This is a genomic window from Burkholderia sp. GW821-FHT14F03 (genome assembly GCF_058803765.1).
Window position 1 is genome coordinate 1 of record NZ_JBXAPG010000021.1, and the last position, 16,679, is coordinate 16,679.

At 70.9% G+C, this 16,679-nt stretch carries 13 protein-coding genes; 4 read left to right on the forward strand and 9 right to left on the reverse strand.

Annotated features, from left to right (window positions below; genetic code table 11):
- Window positions 1-199 precede the first annotated feature (199 nt).
- On the reverse strand, window positions 200-538 hold the full coding sequence (locus AC1RQF_RS15950; protein ID WP_273999282.1) for a P-II family nitrogen regulator: 339 nt from the start codon (window positions 536-538) through the stop codon (window positions 200-202).
- A gap of 365 nt (window positions 539-903) precedes the next feature.
- Here AC1RQF_RS15950 and AC1RQF_RS15955 point away from each other — a divergent pair, with 365 nt between their 5' ends.
- Both AC1RQF_RS15955 and AC1RQF_RS15960 read left to right on the forward strand, forming a co-directional pair.
- Window positions 904-1,155: an accessory factor UbiK family protein gene (locus AC1RQF_RS15955; protein ID WP_492872451.1), complete on the forward strand. Its 252-nt coding sequence runs from the start codon at window positions 904-906 to the stop codon at window positions 1,153-1,155.
- A gap of 161 nt (window positions 1,156-1,316) precedes the next feature.
- Window positions 1,317-2,867 (forward strand): YifB family Mg chelatase-like AAA ATPase, encoded by a 1,551-nt coding sequence (locus AC1RQF_RS15960; RefSeq protein WP_273999285.1) that lies wholly within the window; start codon window positions 1,317-1,319, stop codon window positions 2,865-2,867.
- Window positions 2,868-3,284: 417 nt separating this feature from the next.
- Here AC1RQF_RS15960 and AC1RQF_RS15965 read toward each other — a convergent pair whose 3' ends face one another.
- Window positions 3,285-3,944, reverse strand: coding sequence for a hypothetical protein (locus AC1RQF_RS15965; protein ID WP_492872452.1), 660 nt, complete (start codon window positions 3,942-3,944; stop codon window positions 3,285-3,287).
- A 63-nt stretch (window positions 3,945-4,007) separates the two neighbouring features.
- Here AC1RQF_RS15965 and AC1RQF_RS15970 point away from each other — a divergent pair, with 63 nt between their 5' ends.
- Window positions 4,008-4,544: a peroxiredoxin family protein gene (locus AC1RQF_RS15970; protein WP_273999286.1), complete on the forward strand. Its 537-nt coding sequence runs from the start codon at window positions 4,008-4,010 to the stop codon at window positions 4,542-4,544.
- Window positions 4,545-4,579: 35 nt separating this feature from the next.
- Here AC1RQF_RS15970 and AC1RQF_RS15975 read toward each other — a convergent pair whose 3' ends face one another.
- The 7 genes from AC1RQF_RS15975 to AC1RQF_RS16005 all read right to left on the reverse strand — a co-directional run bounded on the left by AC1RQF_RS15975 (window position 4,580) and on the right by AC1RQF_RS16005 (window position 15,551).
- Complete coding sequence (locus AC1RQF_RS15975; RefSeq protein ID WP_273999287.1) at window positions 4,580-5,938, reverse strand: sigma-54-dependent transcriptional regulator; 1,359 nt, start codon at window positions 5,936-5,938, stop codon at window positions 4,580-4,582.
- A 31-nt stretch (window positions 5,939-5,969) separates the two neighbouring features.
- A complete protein-coding gene (locus AC1RQF_RS15980; protein ID WP_273999288.1) occupies window positions 5,970-7,889 on the reverse strand; it encodes a sensor histidine kinase in 1,920 nt (639 codons plus the stop codon).
- Window positions 7,890-7,994: 105 nt separating this feature from the next.
- Entirely contained in the window at window positions 7,995-9,281 is a 1,287-nt protein-coding gene (locus tag AC1RQF_RS15985; protein ID WP_273999290.1) for a dicarboxylate/amino acid:cation symporter, read from the reverse strand.
- A 532-nt stretch (window positions 9,282-9,813) separates the two neighbouring features.
- Window positions 9,814-11,046, reverse strand: a complete 1,233-nt coding sequence (locus AC1RQF_RS15990; RefSeq protein WP_492872453.1) for a CaiB/BaiF CoA transferase family protein — start codon at window positions 11,044-11,046, stop codon at window positions 9,814-9,816.
- Window positions 11,036-12,199 carry an acyl-CoA dehydrogenase family protein gene (locus AC1RQF_RS15995; protein WP_492872454.1) on the reverse strand — a complete coding sequence of 388 codons (1,164 nt, stop codon included), beginning with the start codon at window positions 12,197-12,199 and terminating at the stop codon, window positions 11,036-11,038. Before AC1RQF_RS15995 ends, AC1RQF_RS15990 begins: the two co-directional genes overlap by 11 nt.
- Before the next feature lie 9 nt (window positions 12,200-12,208).
- A complete protein-coding gene (locus tag AC1RQF_RS16000) occupies window positions 12,209-13,405 on the reverse strand; it encodes an acyl-CoA dehydrogenase family protein (RefSeq protein ID WP_273999294.1) in 1,197 nt (398 codons plus the stop codon).
- 37 nt (window positions 13,406-13,442) lie between these two features.
- Window positions 13,443-15,551, reverse strand: coding sequence for a 3-hydroxyacyl-CoA dehydrogenase NAD-binding domain-containing protein (locus tag AC1RQF_RS16005; protein ID WP_492872455.1), 2,109 nt, complete (start codon window positions 15,549-15,551; stop codon window positions 13,443-13,445).
- Window positions 15,552-15,703: 152 nt separating this feature from the next.
- Between AC1RQF_RS16005 and AC1RQF_RS16010 the strand changes: the two genes are divergently transcribed.
- Entirely contained in the window at window positions 15,704-16,609 is a 906-nt protein-coding gene (locus AC1RQF_RS16010; RefSeq protein WP_492872456.1) for a LysR family transcriptional regulator, read from the forward strand.
- The last annotated feature ends 70 nt before the right edge of the window (window positions 16,610-16,679 follow it).

A 16,679-nucleotide genomic window follows, 5' to 3' on the forward strand; every position in this document is an offset into this window, starting at 1 on the left:
CCGCCGATCGTCGGCAGCGTCAGATGTGGAGAAGAGACAGGTGTCGGAGGCCGTCGCGGCGGAAGCCGCGGCCGCCGACGCGGCGTCGTCGGCCAGTGCCGTGCCCACGCCGCCCGCAATCAGCGAGCCGGCCATCAGCAGGGACATCAGGAAGTTGCGCATCTTGGGTTTCCTCTTATCGCTCGTCTTGTGTCGTGTATTACAGGGCGTCCGCGCCCGTCTCCCCGGTGCGGATCCGGACCACCTGCTCGATCGGCGTGACGAAGATCTTGCCGTCGCCGATCTTGCCGGTGCGCGCGGCCCGCTCGATCGCTTCCACCGCCTGTTCGACGAGATCGTCCGACACCGCGGCCTCGATCTTCATCTTGGGCAGGAAATCGACCACGTATTCCGCCCCCCGATACAGCTCGGTGTGCCCCTTCTGGCGGCCGAAGCCCTTGACCTCGGTGACCGTGATGCCCGAGACGCCGAGGGCCGACAGGGCCTCGCGCGTCTCATCGAGCTTGAACGGCTTGATGATGGCGGTAATCAGTTTCATGAAATCCTCTCGCTGTGTTGTCCCGTCAACCCGCTTGCCTGTGTGACGGGACACCCTGAGCAACTCGCATGCCATGTCGCGCCGCACGGCGCTCAACAGGCTTTCAGCAAGATTTCCGCGGTGCAGCGAGGCGGCGCTCAGGCGCGCGCAGCCTGGGCCGAACGGCCAACGCTCGGCCAGTTCGCTGGCGCAGCAAAAGGATCATTGCTAGAGTTCACGCACGTCCAAGGCATGAGGGCCCCGATCAGGCGGCCGCCATGCCCGGAAAACGGGCCCGGCCCGCGCACCAATTCCGGTCATGCGCGCCTTCCGGGCACGAACGTAACGGCACATGCACAAATAATGTGCAAAGAAGGGGAAACACCATGAAGCAACCCAGCGACGTTTTCAACGACCTGCAGGCGCGGGTCGGCGATCTGCTGAAAAACTCGCCGGCCAGGGATGTCGAGCGCAACGTGAAGGCCATGCTCGCGCAAGGCTTCTCGAAGCTCGATCTCGTCACCCGCGAGGAGTTCGACACGCAGACGCAGGTGCTCGCACGCACCCGCGTCCGGCTCGAGGAGCTGGAAAAACGCGTCGCGGAACTCGAGCAGAAGCTGGCCGACGCCCAATCCTGACCTCGCGCGGACGCCGGCCCGGCCGGCGTCCGCCGCTCACCGCCGCTCTCGCGGCCCGGTTTTCCGTCCCAGTTCGCGCCTCGCCGGCAAGCGCGCAGCGAAATCGCCCACCTTGAACGAAGCGCGGCCCGCCGCGCTTCGCCCAGCGAGGAGTGCCCGCCATGTCGCTCGCCGTCGTGCGCAGTCGCGCCCCGGCCGCCGGCCGCGCGCCGGACGTCACCGTCGAAATCCATCTGGCCAACGGCCTGCCGGCGTTCTCGATCGTCGGCCTGCCCGACCTCGAAGTCCGCGAAAGCCGCGAGCGCGTACGCGCCGCGCTGCAGAACTGCGGCTTCGACTTCCCGGTGCGCCGCATCACCGTCAATCTCGCGCCCGCCGACCTGCCCAAGGAATCGGGCCGCTTCGACCTGCCCATCGCGCTCGGCATCCTCGCCGCGAGCGGGCAACTGCCGCCCGGCGTGCTCGACGGGCGCGAGTTCGCGGGCGAGCTGTCGCTCACGGGCGCGCTGCGGCCGATGCGCGGCGCATTCGCGATGGCCTGCGGCACCGCGCGCGGCGCGGCGGAGCCCGATGCGCGGGCCGCCGCCGGCCCGCCCGAACTGTATCTGCCGCTCGCGAGCGCGGCCGAGGCGGCGCTCGCGCCCGGCGTGACGGTTTACGGCGCGCCCGACCTGCCGGCGCTGTGCGCCCATCTGGCCGGCGCGCCGGACGGCCGCCTCACGCCCGCGACCGCGCCCTGTCTCGACGCGCGGCCGGGCTCGCCGGTCCCGGACCTCGCCGACGTGATCGGTCAGCGCGAGGCGCGCCGCGCGCTGGAGGTCGCGGCAGCGGGCGGGCACCACCTGCTGATGGTCGGGCCGCCCGGCGCGGGCAAATCGATGCTCGCCGCGCGGCTGCCGGGCCTCCTGCCGCCGATGAGCGACGACGAGGCGCTCGCGTCGGCGGCGCTGCTGTCGTCGAGCCGGCTCGGCTTCTCGCCCGCGCAGTGGCGGCGGCGGCCGTTTCGCGCGCCCCATCATTCATCGAGCGCGGCGGCGCTCGTCGGCGGCCGCAACCCGCCGCAGCCCGGCGAGATCACGCTCGCGCACCTCGGCGTGCTGTTCCTCGACGAATTGCCCGAATTCGACCGGCACGTGCTCGAAACGCTGCGCGAGCCGCTGGAGGCCGGCCACATCACGATCTCGCGCGCCGCGCTGCAGGCCGAGTTCCCGGCCGCGTGCCAGCTCGTCGCCGCGATGAATCCGTGCCCCTGCGGCTGGCGCGGCGATCCCGCCGGGCGCTGCCGCTGCACGCCGGACCTCGCCGCGCGCTACCTGCGCAAGCTGTCCGGTCCGCTGCTCGATCGCATCGACATCCAGATCGAGCTGCCCGCGCTCACGCCGGCCGAGCTGTCGGAACGGTCGGGCGCACCGGGCGAGACGAGCGCGGTGGTAGCGGAGCGGGTGGCCGGGGCGCGGGCGCGGCAGCTCGCGCGACAGGGCAAGACCAACCATGCGTTGAGCGGGCGCGAAGCCGACGAACTGTGCCGGCCCGATCATGCGGGCGACCTGCTGCTGCGCGAGGCGGGCGAGCGGTTCGGGTGGTCGGCGCGCGCGCATTACCGGGTGTTGAAGGTCGCGCGCACGATCGCGGATCTGGCCGGCGGCGCGGCGCCCGATGCCGCGCAGATCGCGGAGGCGATCCGGTATCGGCGGGTGGTGGCGGGCGGGTGAGCACATGCCGGGCATGGAGCCGCCCCCCCCGGCGGGCCGGCCGCCGAAACGCACGCCGGACAGGCTGCGCGCTCCCCGGCGTCTCCGGCGTTCTCTCCCGGTCAGACACAAAAATCCGCTGTCAAGACTTGACTTATGCACATTTCCGCGTATGAAGCCCTGCGTACGCTCATCCGCGGCGGCTTCACGAAGCAAGCACGCAACCCATTGATTAATTTGATTTTTTAATCAACCGACGTGAACCCCGAAACGCGTCGGCCCTGTTCCCGGCCGGGTTTCGCGGCGATCGGGCCGCACTTGTCAACAAAGTTATCCACATCCATTGTGGATAGCTCAAAAAGCCCTGCAAAATCCGGCGATTAGCGGCTTTTCCTGCGAAGCGACTTCAATCCGCGCACCCGTCGCGCGAACCCCGCCTCAATCGAGCTTCAGCGATCCGAAGAACTGCTCGAGTTGTTCGTCGGGCGGCGCGGCATCCGCGATCACGATCGCCTGATACACATGCCGGCCGCGCGCCACCAGCCGCGCGACGGCGATCTTGCGCGCCGCGCCCGCGCCGTCGAGCCGCAGCTCGACGCCCGCCGTCTGCCCGCCCGCCGCGAGCGGCACCAGCACCGGCTTGACCGCCGGCTCGGCCCCCAGGTTGCGCGCGAGCCCGGCCCGCAGGTAGTCGAGCACCGCGTGCTGGGTCGCGTCGCGCTCGTCCGGCAGCATCACCGTCCCGACCGCGTACACCGCGCCCGACAAGTGCGCGGCCTGCATCCGCATCTCCATCGGCACGCCGCCGATCTCGACCTGATGCGCCTCCACGGTCGGCTTCGCCGGCAGATCGACGCTGTAGCCGGCATCGCTGTGCAGCGTGCGCCAGTCGTACGCGGGCGTGCAGGCCGCGCAGGCCACGCACGCGCACCCCACGACGAACGCGCGCCGCCACCCCGCGACGCGCATGCGCCACGTCGCTCGAACCAGGGACAAACCGGAATGAATCATGCGTCTCGAACCATCATGCAAAACGCGCATTATCCGCTGCCGCGCGGCGCGGCGGGCCGCGATGCGCGCGGCCGATTGACGGTACAATGAGCGCCGTTCCCGCGGCCCGCGCGCCGCGCGCCTTGTCCCCGCACTCCCGAGGCCCAGCCGATGAGTTCCGCTCCCTCCCCCGCCGGCCGCCGCGCCGGCCCGCTGCGCTACGTCGCGCTCGCCGTCGTCGCGGTCGCGATCGCCGTCGCCGGCTATTTCGCGTTCGCGGGCAAGTCGAGCGCGCCCGACGCCACCTTCACGCTGCTGTCCGGCCAGAAGGTCTCCACCACGTCCGATCTGAAGGGCAAGGTCTATCTGGTCAATTTCTGGGCGACGAGCTGCGCGACCTGCATGCAGGAAATGCCGCAAATGGTCGAGACCTATAACCGCTTCAAGGGCCAGGGGCTCGAATTCGTCGCGGTCGCGATGAACTACGATCCGCCGATGTACGTCGCGAACTACGCGCAGACGCGCCAGTTGCCGTTCAAGGTCGCGCTCGACGACGGCAGCGTCGCGAAGCAGTATGGCAACGTCCAGCTCACGCCGACCACGTTCGTGATCGACAAGAACGGCAAGATCCTCAAGCGCTATGTCGGCACGCCGCAATTCGCGGAACTCGACCAGCTGCTGCAAAAGGCGCTGAACACCGCCGCCTGACCCGGGCACGCCGCGCGGGCGCGCCGCCGCCCGCGTCAGCGCTCCGTCTCGCCTCTGGCCGACAGGCCGTAGCGCTTCATCTTCTCGTACAGCGTCGCCTTGCCGACCTGCAGCCGGTCGGCCGCATCGGCGACCGCCCCGCCCGCCTCGCCCAAGGCCTGCGCGATCACCGCGCGCTCGAACTGCTCCACGCGCGCCTTCAGCGCCGGGCCGCCCGCGTCGTCCGGCGCCGCCTCGTCCGCCGCCGCATCCAGCCCCTCGGTCACGCCGAGCACGAAGCGGTCCGCCGCGTTGCGCAGCTCGCGCACGTTGCCGGGCCATTCGCGCTGCAGCAGCGCCGCGCGCTGCCGGTCGCTGAGCAGCGGCGCGGGCCGGCCGTAGCGCACCGCCGCGTCGAGCATGAAGTGCTCGAACAGCGGCACGATGTCCTCGCGACGCTCGGCAAGCGGCGGCAGCGCGACCGTCACGACGTTGAGCCGGTACAGCAGGTCGCGCCGGAACGTGCCCGCCGCGACATGCTCGCGCATGTCGCCCTTCGCGGCCGCGACCACCCGGCAGTTCACGCGGATCGGCTGGTTCGAGCCGAGCCGCTCCAGCACACCGTCCTGCAGCACCCGCAGCAGCTTCACCTGCAGCGCGAGCGGCATGCTCTCGATCTCGTCGAGGAACAGCGTGCCGCCCGACGCGTATTCGAGCTTGCCCACGCGGCGCTTGGCCGCCCCGGTGAACGCGCCCGGCTCGTAGCCGAACATCTCCGACTCGAACATCGGCTCCGGCAGCGCGCCGCAGTTCACCGCGATGAACGGCTTGTCGCGGCGCGGCGACAGCTCGTGCAGGCTGCGCGCGATCAGTTCCTTGCCCGCGCCGGTGTCGCCGTTGATCAGCACCGACGCATCGGTCGGCGCGATATTGGCGATCAGCCGCCGCACCTGCTCGATCGCCGGGCTGCGGCCGATGATGCGCGGCGCGACCACGCCCTGCCCGGCCAGTTCGCGCCGCAGCGCGTGATTCTCGAGCACCAGCGTGCGGCGTTCGAGCGCGCGCCGCACCGTCTCGACGAGCCGTTCCGAGGCGAACGGCTTTTCGATGAAGTCGTAGGCGCCGTCGCGCATCGCCTGCACCGCCATCGAGATGTCGCCGTGCCCGGTGACGAGGATCACCGGCACGTCGGGTATGCGTTCGTGGCATTGCGCGAGCAGGTCGAGCCCGCTCGCGCCGGGCAGCCGGATATCGGACACGACCACGCCCGCCGCGTCGCCCGCGAGCGCTTTCTCGGCCGCCTCGGCCGAACCGAAGCCCACGACCTCGAAGCCCGCGAGCTGCAGGCTCTGCACGCTCGCTCGCCGCACCAGCTCGTCGTCCTCGATATAGATCACTTGCAGGGAAATCGTCATCTTTCGTCTACCTGATGCATGACGACTCGGCTCATGCGCCGGCCGCCGAAGTGTGCGGATGATGCGTGCGCACGCGGCGCAGCGTCAAGACGAACGCCGCGCCCCCGTCCGGCGCATTGCGCGCGGTCAGCGAGCCGCCGGCGTCGCTCGCGATCGACGAGGAGATCGCCAGCCCGAGCCCCAGCCCGCGCCCCATCTCCTTCGTCGTGAAAAACGGTTCGAACAGGCGCGGCAACGCCTCCGGCGCGATGCCCGCGCCGTTGTCGCGCACCGTGATCGCGACCGTCGAGATCCCCACCTCGACCGCGATCTCGATGCGCGGCGCGGCGCCCGCCGCCACCGCGTCGAGCGCGTTGCCGAGCAGGTTGATCAGCACCTGCTCCAGCCGCAGGTCCTCGCACTGGACCACGAGCGCCGGATGATCGGCCGCGAGATCGAAGCGGACCGCCTCGGCCGGCCCGCGGGTCGGATCGCGCAGCGTCACGTCGACGTCGACGGGCCGCAGGCGTTCGTCGAGCAGCGCCAGCACGTTGCGCAGCGCGCGCGCGACCGGCGCGCGCTCGCTGCGCGGCCGCGCGCGGCCGACGAACAGCTTGAGCTGATTGGTGATCTTGCCCATCCGCTCGGTGAGCGCCGCGATCGCCGCGAGGTTCTCGCGGGCCGCCGTCTGGTCGCCGCGATCGAGCAGCACGCGGGTGTTGTCGGAGAAGCTGCGCAGCGCCGCGAGCGGCTGGTTCAGCTCGTGCGTGATGCCGGCCGCCATCTGGCCGAGCGCCGCGAGCTTGCCCGCCTGGATCAGCTCGTCGTGCGCGGCGCGCAACTCCTGCTCCGCGCGGATCCGGTCGCCGACCTCCTTCTGCAGCTGCTCGTTCGCCTGCGACAGGTCCGCGGTGCGCTCCGCGACCCGCTGGTTCAACTCCGCGTAGGCGTTCTGCAGCAGCGCGCGGCTGCGGATCATTTCCCGCACGCGCGCGCGCCGCATCCGCCAGTAGAACCCCAGCAGGCACAGCGACACGAAGCCGAAGCCGGTGACGACGGTCGCGTTGCTCGCGTCGAGGTCGACCGGCTCGACGGGCGCGAGCGTGACCAGTTGCCAGTCGGGCTCGCCGAGCCGCCGCGTGGTCGCGAGATAGCGCGGCGCGCGCCGCCCGGCGCCGACCCGCACGATCCGCGCGTCGTCCGCGAGCACCTGCTCGGTGCGCATCGCGAGCGGCGTGACGGGCTGCTGCGCGTACTGCCGGGTCGCATAGATCGACGCTGCGACCGGCGCGGGCAAGGGCTGCATCGTGTGATATTTCCAGGCCGGCACCGAGGACAGGAAGATCACGCCGTGGTCGTCGGCGACGAGGAGCGGCTCGGACGCGTCCGCGCCCTGGAACCATTCGAGCGTGAGCTTCACCACCGCGACGCCGACGATCCGCCCGTCGCGCCGGACCGGCTGCGAGATGTAGTAGCCGGGATCGCGCGAGATCGTGCCGATCCCGAAGAAGCGCCCGACGCCGCCGTCCACCGCGTCGACGAAATACGGCCGGAACTGGTAGCCGTTGCCGACGAAGCTGTCCGGCTCGCGCCAGTTGCTCGCGGCGACGCAGCGCCCGTCCGCGCCGATGATGTAAGTCGCGGTCGCATGCGCGTGGCGGTTCATGTCCTCCAGGTAGCGGTTCGCGCGCGCGACGTAGCCCGCCTGACCCGGCTCCGCGAGCACGTCCTGCACGAACGGATGACCGCCGAGCAGGTAGGGCAGCGATTCGTAGCGGTCGAGCGTGCTCTTGAGCGCGTTGGTGGTGCGGTCGACGCGCGCGGCCGCGTTGCGGCGCAGTTCGTCGATGCCGCGCTGCCAGGTGACGTGCCAGGTCAGCGCGCAGGCCGCCGCCAGCGCCACGGCGAGCGTGAACAGGACGAACAGGCGGCGCTTCACGGTCACGGCTTCCGGGGGATGAGAGGCACTCATTGTGGCACAGGGGGGCGTCCGAACGACGCGGGGCCGGCCCCCGCCGCGCGCGGGCCGGCCCCGTCGGGCGGCGGGCCGATCAGCGCCGACGCGCGGCGCGTGCGCTCAGACCCGGGCGGCCTCGCCCGCGTCCACCGCCTCGCCGCGCAGCGCGGCGCGCAGCTTCGCGCGATCGAGTTCCTTTTCCCACGCCGACACGACCACGGTCGCGACGCCGTTGCCGACGATGTTGGTCAGCGCGCGGCACTCGCTCATGAAGCGGTCGATGCCGAGGATCAGCACCATGCCCGACAGCGGGATGGTCGGCACCACGGCGAGGGTCGCGGCGAGCGTGATGAAGCCCGCGCCCGTCACGCCGCTCGCGCCCTTCGAGGTCAGCATCGCGACCGCGAGCAGCGTGAGCTGCTGCATCCAGGTCAGTTCGATGTTGGTCGCCTGCGCGATGAACAGCACGGCCATCGTCATGTAGATGTTGGTGCCGTCGAGGTTGAACGAATACCCGGTCGGCACCACGAGCCCGACCACCGAGCGCGAGCAGCCGGCTTTCTCGAGCTTCTCCATCAGCTGCGGCAGCGCGGCCTCGGACGAGCTGGTGCCGAGCACGATCAACAGTTCTTCCTTGATGTAGCCGACGAAGCGGATGATCGAGAAGCCGGTGAAGCGCGCGATCGAACCGAGCACGACCAGCACGAACACCACCGAGGTCAGGTAGAAGGTGCCGATCAGCTTGAGGAGCGGCACCAGCGAGCCGACGCCGTACTTGCCGATGGTGAACGCCATCGCGCCGAACGCGCCGATCGGCGCGAGCCTGGTGACGATGTGCACGATCCCGAACAGCACGCGCGTGACGCCGTCGATGAAGTCCGTGACCACCTTGCCGCGCTCGCCGAGATGCGCGAGCACGCTGCCGAACAGCAGCGCGATCAGCAGGATCTGCAGGATCTCGCCCTGCGCGAACGCATCGACCATCGTGTTCGGGATGATGTGCATCAGGAAATCGACGGTCGACTGGCCGTGCGCCTTGGCCGCGTACGACGCGACTTCCTTGCCGTTCAGCGTCGCCGGATCGATGTTGAAGCCGACGCCCGGGCGCAGCAGGTGGGTGGCCGCGAGGCCGAGCACGAGCGCGAAGGTCGAGACGATCTCGAAGTACAGCAGCGCCTTGCCGCCGACGCGCCCGACCTTCTTCATGTCCTGCATGCCGGCGATGCCGGTCACCACCGTGCAGAAGATGATCGGGCCGATCACCATCTTGATCAGCTTGATGAAGCCGTCGCCGAGCGGCTTCATGTCGATCGCGAGTGACGGATAGTAATGGCCGAGGAGCACGCCGACGATGATCGCGAAGATCACCTGGACGTAGAGGACTTTGTAGAACGGTTTCTTGTTCACGATGCTTCCAGAACGGAGAAGGGGATGGGTGAGCCGAAGGGCGGCGTCACGCGCGCGGGCGGATGTCAGGGGAGCCATCCGCCCGCGCGGCTGCCGTGCCGCGACAAGCGATGGACTCAGGTCGTCCGGGGGGAATGGGTCGAGCGGGTCATCGAATGTCTCCTTGCTGTAGTTGTCAGGCCGAGGCGGCCCTGTCCAATACATTGCAAGCTCGATGCCAGCTCGACTGCGTAACTCAAAGGCTTGAATTTATTGAGTTTTTCAATCACAAGAGAAACAGTCGCGTCCATTTTTCCGGAAATTCGGACAATTTCGATTCCGGCAATCCGGACGGTGGGCGGTGGGCGGTGGGCGGTGGGCGGTGGGCGGTGGGCGGTGGGCGGTGGGCGGTGGGCGGCGGACGGCGGACGGCGGACGGCGGACGGCGGACGGTGGACGGTGGACGGTGGACGGTGGACGGTGGACGGCGGGCGGCGGGCGGCGGGCAGTGAACAACCGCCACCCGCCGACGGGCCCGGCCGCCCTCCATCGCTCATCGCGTGGGCGGCCCCCCCGCCCCGATCGCGCCCACCGCGTGCAGCGCCGCGATCTCCACCTCCGGCAGCCCGAGCAGCGTACGCAACACCTCGTCGGTCGCCTCGCCCAGTACCGGCGGCGCGCCGCGCACCGGCAGCCGCTCGCCGTCGAAGCGGTACGGCGGCGCGAACACGTCGACCTCCCCCGCGACCGGATGCGGCTGCCGGGTCACGAGCCCCGCCGCCCGCGCGCGCGGCGAGGTCAGCGCCTCGTGCAGGCCGAGCACTTCGCCGCAGGGAATACCGCCCTCGGCCAGCGCGGCCAGCAAATCCGCGCGACGACGCCGCGCGAGCGCCGCGCGAATCTCCGGCAGCAGCGCGGCGCGATGCTCGGAGCGGCCGAGGTTGGTGCCGAAGCGCGGGTCCGCGGCGAGATCCGCGCGCTCGATCGCCGCGCAAAAGCGCGCGAACTGCGCGTTGTTGCCGACCGTGATCACGAGTGGCCCGTCAGCGGCGTCGAACACGCCATACGGCACGATCGACGGATGCGCGTTGCCGTAGCGCGGCGGATCGCGTTCGAGCAGCAGCGCCTCGAGCCCGTAGTACGACGTGATCATCAGCCCGCAATCGAACAGCGCCATCTCGATGCGGCGCCCGCGCCCGCTCGCATGGCGCTCGTACAGCGCGGCGAGGATCGCCTGCGCCGCGTACATGCCGGTGAACAGGTCGACCGCCGCGACGCCGAACTTGAGCGGCGGCTGCTCCGCCTCGCCATTGAGCGCCATCAGCCCCGCCTCGCCTTGCACGACCAGGTCGTAGCCCGGGCGCGTCGCCTCCGGCCCCGCGCGGTCATAGCCCGAAATCGCGCAATGGATCAGGCGCGGGTTCAACGCGTTGAGCGTGTCGTAGCCGAGCCCGAGCTTTTCCGCGCCGCCCGCCTTGAAGTTATGGATCACCACGTCGCTCTGCCGCACGAGCGCGTGCGCGAGCCGCCGGCCCGCCTCGCCACCGAGGTCGAGGCAGACCGAGCGCTTGCTGCGGTTCACGCTGTTGAAGTACGCGGTCTCGGTCTCGCCGATGCGCAGGCCCCAGTCGCGCGTATCGTCGCCGCGCCCGGGATGCTCGACCTTGATCACTTCCGCGCCGAGATCCGCGAGCACCATCGCGCTCCACGGCCCCGCGAGCACCCGCGAGAAATCGAGCACGCGCACGCCCGCGAGCGGCAGCGCGGCCGCGCCCTCAGCGCCCATCGCCGGCTCCCGTCCGCGCATCCGCAGAGCGGGACAGCGCGATATAGCGCGCGAGGTGATGGTCCTCGTCGCCGAGCTGGTGATCGATCATCACGAGCCGCTTCGCATAGTGCGACAGCGGCAGTTCCCGGGTCATGCCGATCCCGCCGTGCAGCTGGATCGCCTCCTCCGCAACCCGCGCGCCGATCCGGCCGATGCTGTATTTCGCCGCCGCGAGCGCGCGTTCGCGCGCAAGCCGGTCCGCGCCGAGCCGCGCGGCCGCGTTGATGACGGCGGAACGCGCCTGCTCGATTTCCAGCGCCAGGTCGGCCATGCGGTGCTGCAAGGCCTGGAAGCTGCCGATCGGCACGCCGAACTGGCGGCGCGTGCGCAGGTGCTCGAGCGTATGCGCCTTCGCGACCTCCATCGCGCCCAGCGCCTCCGCGCACAGCGCGAGCACGCCGAGGCCGAGCGTCCGTTCGAGCAGCGCGGCGGCGTTGCCCGCCGGGCCGAGCCGCGCATCGTCGTCGAGCAGCACGCCGTCGAGGCGCAGCTCCGCCGCTCGGCCGCCGTCGATCTTCGGGTAGTCGCGTATCGCGAGGCCCGGGGCGCCGCTCGACACGACGAACAACGCGAGGCCCGCCTCGTCGTCGTCGCGGCCGTCCGTGCGCGCGGACACCACGAAGCAATCCGCCTGCCCGCCGTGGTCGACCACCGCCTTCGCGCCGTTCAGCCGCCACTGCGCGCCGTGCCGCTCGGCGCGCGCGCGCACCAGGAACGGCTCGTAGTGCGTGCCCGGCTCGGCATGCGCGAACGCGGCGGTCGCCGCGCCGTCGATCAGCGCCGCGACGCGCGCGCGGTGCCGCGCCTCGCCCGTCGCCGCGAGCGCGCGCCCCGCGAGCAGCGCGCCGAGGAACGGCTCGACCACGAGCCCGCGCCCCAGCGCCTCGAACACCACCGCGATGTCGAAACCCGCGCCGCCGAAGCCGCCGTCGGCTTCCTCGAACAGCGCGCCCACCGCCCCCAGTTCCGCGAAGCGCCGCCACAGCTCGGCGCTGTAGCCCGCGTCGGAGCGCGCGATCCGGTCACGCGCGGCAAACCCGTACTGCTCGCCGATGAAGCGCTCGAGCGTATCCGCCAGCATCCGGCGGTCGTCGGTATGTCGAAAGTCCATCGCCGCTCCTTACAGGCCCAGCATCATCTTCGCGATGATGTTCTTCTGGATTTCATTCGAGCCGCCGAAGATCGACAGCTTGCGCTGGTTGAAGTACTGCGTCGCCGCGCTGGCCGCCTCGGCCGGGCCGACCGGCGCCTCCGCGTGGCCGGCGTCGAGCGCGTCGTCGATGAAGGGTTGCGCGTACGGTCCCATCGCGCGTCGCAGCAGCGCGGCGAGTTCCTGACGGATCTCCGTGCCGCGGATCTTCAGCATCGAGCTTTCCGCGCCCGGCGCGCCGCCGCCCGCCACCGCCGCGAGCACGCGCAGGTTGGTGGTCTTCATGTTGTCCAGTTCGATCTCGACGCGCGCGAGCCGCGCCGCGAACAGCGGATCGTCCGCGAGCGGCCGGCCGTGCTTCGTCACCTTCGCCGCGACCGCGCGCAGCCGTTCGAGCGCCGCGACCGAAAAGCCGATCCCCGCGATGTTGGTGCGCTCGTAGGTGAGCAGGTATTTCGCGTAGGTCCAGCCGCGATTCTCCTCGCCGACGAGATTCGCGACCGGCACCCGCACGTCGGTGAGGAACACCTCGTTGACCTCGTGCTCGCCGTCGAGCGTCACGATCGGCCGCACCTCGACGCCCGGCGCCGCCATGTCGATCAGCAGGAAGCTGATGCCCTCCTGCTTGCGCACGTCGGTCGCGGTGCGCACGAGGCAGAAGATCATGTTCGCGTAGTGGCCGAGCGTGGTCCAGGTCTTCTGGCCGTTGACCACGTAATGATCGCCGTCGCGCACCGCCGTGGTCCGGACCGCCGCGAGATCCGAGCCCGCGCCCGGCTCCGAGTAGCCCTGGCACCACCAGTCGACGCCGTCGAGGATGCGCGGCAGGTAATGGCGCTTCTGCGCGTCGCTGCCGTACTTGATCAGCACCGGGCCCAGCATGTTGACGCCGAACGGCACGATGCGCGGCGCGCCCGCGAGCGCGCACTCGTTGTCGAACAGGAACTTCTGCGCGACGCTCCAGCCCGGGCCGCCGTACTCGCGCGGCCAGTGGCTCGCGAGCCAGCCGCGCGCGTTCAGGATCGCGTGCCAGCTCAGCATGTCGTCGCGGGTGAGACGCAGGCCGCCCTTCACCTTGCGCGCGATCGGCGCGGGCAGGTGTTCGCGCAGGAAGCGCCGCACCTCGGCGCGGAACGCTTCCTCTTCGGCGGTGAAATTCAGATCCATGATTCAGCTCTCGATGAAGACATCGGGCGCGCGGCGTTCAGCCCGCGCGATCCAGGCTCGCGAAGTTCGCGCCGCGCGCGACCAGGTCGACGAGCAGCGGCGACGGCGTCCAGAACAGCGGGTCCTCGCGCGCGAATTCGCGGATGTCGGCCAGCACGCGATCGAGGCCGAGCGTGTCCGCGTAGTGCATCGGACCACCGCGATAGCGCGGGAAGCCGTAGCCGTGCAGGAACACCGCGTCGACGTCGAGCGGGCGCAGCGCGATCCGCTCGTGCACGACGTTCGCGCCTTCGTTGATCATCGCGGCCAGGTAGCGGCGCACGATCTCCGCATCGCTGAACGCGCGCGGCGTCACGCCCCGCTCCGCGCGCTCGGCCGCCACGATCGCCTCGACCTCGGGATCCGGCACGCCGGCGCGCGCGCCGTCCGGATACCGGTAGTAGCCGCGCCCCGTCTTCTGGCCGAACCAGCCGCGCTCGCACAGCCGGTCGGAGATCGCGACATAGCGGGCGCGCGGATCGCGCGTCGCCGCGCGGCGCTTGCGGGTCGCCCAGCCGATGTCGCCGCCCGCGAGGTCGACCACCTGGAACGGCCCCATCGGGAAGCCGAACGCACGGACCGCACGGTCGATCTGGTACGGCGACGCGCCGTCCTCCATCAGATAGTCGGCCGCGGTGCGGTAGACCGCGAGCACGCGATTGCCGATGAAGCCGTCGCAGACGCCGGCGCGCACCGGAGTCTTGCGCAGCTTCGCCGCGAACGCGAACGCGCTCGCCACGACCGCCGGATCGACCTGCGCCGGCACCACCACCTCGAGCAGCTTCATCAGGTTGGCCGGCGAGAAGAAATGCAGGCCGATCACGTCGGCGGCGCGCGGCGTGCCGGCCGCGAGCGCGTCGATGTCGAGGTATGACGTGTTGGTCGCGAGCACCGCGCCCGGCTTGCACACGCGCGACAGTTCCGCGAACACGGCCTGCTTCACCGCCATGTCCTCGAACACCGCCTCGATCACGAGATCGGCCTGCGCGAGCGCGTCGTAGGTCGTGCCGCCGTGCAGGCGCGCGAGCCGTTCGGTCTGCGCGGCGGGCGTGAGGCGGCCCTTCGCGACGAGCCCCGCATAGACCTTCTCGACGTGCGCGCGACCGCGTTCGAGCGCGGCCGCGTCACGCTCGATCAGCGTGACGGGCAGCCCCGCGTCGAGCACCGCGACGGCGATGCCCGCGCCCATCGTGCCGCCGCCGACGATCCCGACCCGCGCGATCGGGCGCGGCGTCGCGCCGCGCGCCTCGGGCGCCTTCGCGGCCTCGCGCTCCGCGAAGAACGCGTGCACGAGCCCCGCGCGCCGCGGGCTGTCGAGACAGGCGGCGAACAGCTCGCGCTCGCGCCGCAGCCCGGCGTCGAACGGCAGCGTGAGCGCGGCCTCGACCGCGTCGACGATCTTCGGCGGCGAGAACAGGCCGCGCGCGCGGCGCGTCGTCTCCGCGCGCGCCGCATCGAGCGCCGCCTGCGCGGACGCGCGATCGGCAAGCGCCTGCGCATCGCGGGTGCGGCGCACCGGCGCGCCCGCCGCGAGCAGTTCCTGCGCATACGCAAGCCCTTCGGCGAGCGTGTCGTCGCTGTGCGCGACGCGATCGACGAGCCCGAGCCGATGCGCCTCCTCCGCGCCGACATGGCGGCCGCTCAACATCAGGTCGAGCGCCGCCTGCGCACCGATCAGGCGCGGCGCGCGCTGCGTGCCGCCCGCGCCCGGCAGCAGGCCGAGCAGCACTTCGGGCAGGCCGAGCTTCGCGCCCGGCACCGCGAGCCGGTAGTGCGCGGCGAGCGCGATCTCGAGGCCGCCGCCGAGCGCCGCGCCGTGCAGCGCGACCACCACCGGCTTCGCGCAATCCTCGATCGCCTGGCAGACCTCGGGCAACAGCGGCGGCAGCGGCGGCTTGCCGAACTCGCGAATGTCCGCGCCCGCGATGAAATTGCGCCCCGCGCCGACGATCAGCACGGCCGCGACGGCCGGATCGACGGCCGCGGCCTGCAGCGCGTCGAGCAGGCCGCGCCGCACCGCGGCGGACAGCGCATTGACGGGCGGATGGTCGAGCGTGACGACGAGCACCTTGTCGCGCCGCTCGCGCGCCACCGGTTCGTGATTCATCGGGGGTTCCTGCTCCTGGTTCATCGTGGCTCCGGGTCGGATCGCGCCGGCCGGCGCGGGTCGTGAGCCCGATTCTCGATTGATCCACCCGAATTGACAATTCCCCGAGTCCTTTACAATCCGTCAAGTCTGCTTTGACAATGAGTGTCGCGATGGATCTGAATGCGCTCACGCTGCTCGTCGACATCCTCGACGCGGGCAATCTCAGCAAGGCGGCGCAGCGGCTGCGGGTGAGCCGCGCGAACGTCAGCTACCGGCTCAACCAGCTGGAGAAATCGATCGGCCTGCAGCTGGTGCGGCGCACCACGCGGCGCATCGAGCCGACCGAGATCGGGCTGCGGCTGTACGAACACGGACGGCGGATCCAGAGCGAGCTGCTGGCCGCCGAGGAAGTCGTGACGACGCTCGGCCAGGACCTGCAGGGACGGGTCCGGCTGTCGGTGCCGAGCGGCTACGGGCAACTCGTGATGTCGGCGTGGCTGATCACCTTCAAGCGGCTCTATCCGGGCATCGTGCTCGACGTGGTGTTCGAGAACCGCGTCGAAGACCTGATGCGCGACGAGGTCGACATCGCGGTGCGCGTGATGTCCGAACCGCCGCAAAACCTGGTCGCGCGCGACATGGGCGCGGTGCGCTACGTCGCGTGCGCGTCGGCGGCGTATGCGGCCGCGCACGGCATGCCGGGCAGCCTCGGCGCGCTGCGCGGCGCGCCCCTCATCACCTCGGCGGTGATGGGGCGGCAGTTGCGCGTCGCCGCGTATCTCGGCGACGAGCGCCACGAGGTGCTGCTCGAACCCACCCTGATTTCGGAGAACTTCCTGTTCCTGCGCGACGCGATCCTCGCGGGGCTCGGCGTCGGCCTCGTGCCGGACTACGTGGTGCACGACGACGCGCGGCGCGGCGCGGTGGCAACCGCGCTCGACGCATACCGGCTCAGCATCTTCGGCACCCACATGTACATGCTGTACATGCCGGACCGGCATCACGCGCGCGCGATGTCGACCTTCATCGACTTCGTGCTCGACGAGGCGCGGCGCAGCGGGCGCGGCGACGGCTGACGCGATGCACGTCAGGGTTTATGGTCGGATGACAATCCGCTTGCGCGGCGGTGACAATGACACGCCGCCG

Excerpts from the sequence above, each read along its gene's own strand:
- AC1RQF_RS15980 (WP_273999288.1), bottom strand. The coding sequence starts at position 7,889 with ATGAGTGCCTCTCATCCCCCGGAAGCCGTGACCGTGAAGCGCCGCCTG.
- AC1RQF_RS16010 (WP_492872456.1), top strand. The coding sequence starts at position 15,704 with ATGGATCTGAATGCGCTCACGCTGCTCGTCGACATCCTCGACGCGGGC.
- AC1RQF_RS15960 (WP_273999285.1), top strand. The coding sequence starts at position 1,317 with ATGTCGCTCGCCGTCGTGCGCAGTCGCGCCCCGGCCGCCGGCCGCGCG.
- AC1RQF_RS15990 (WP_492872453.1), bottom strand. The coding sequence starts at position 11,046 with ATGGGCGCTGAGGGCGCGGCCGCGCTGCCGCTCGCGGGCGTGCGCGTG.
- AC1RQF_RS15955 (WP_492872451.1), top strand. The coding sequence starts at position 904 with ATGAAGCAACCCAGCGACGTTTTCAACGACCTGCAGGCGCGGGTCGGC.
- AC1RQF_RS16005 (WP_492872455.1), bottom strand. The coding sequence starts at position 15,551 with ATGAATCACGAACCGGTGGCGCGCGAGCGGCGCGACAAGGTGCTCGTC.
- AC1RQF_RS15950 (WP_273999282.1), bottom strand. The coding sequence starts at position 538 with ATGAAACTGATTACCGCCATCATCAAGCCGTTCAAGCTCGATGAGACG.
- AC1RQF_RS15995 (WP_492872454.1), bottom strand. The coding sequence starts at position 12,199 with ATGGACTTTCGACATACCGACGACCGCCGGATGCTGGCGGATACGCTC.
- AC1RQF_RS15975 (WP_273999287.1), bottom strand. The coding sequence starts at position 5,938 with ATGACGATTTCCCTGCAAGTGATCTATATCGAGGACGACGAGCTGGTG.
- AC1RQF_RS15970 (WP_273999286.1), top strand. The coding sequence starts at position 4,008 with ATGAGTTCCGCTCCCTCCCCCGCCGGCCGCCGCGCCGGCCCGCTGCGC.
- AC1RQF_RS16000 (WP_273999294.1), bottom strand. The coding sequence starts at position 13,405 with ATGGATCTGAATTTCACCGCCGAAGAGGAAGCGTTCCGCGCCGAGGTG.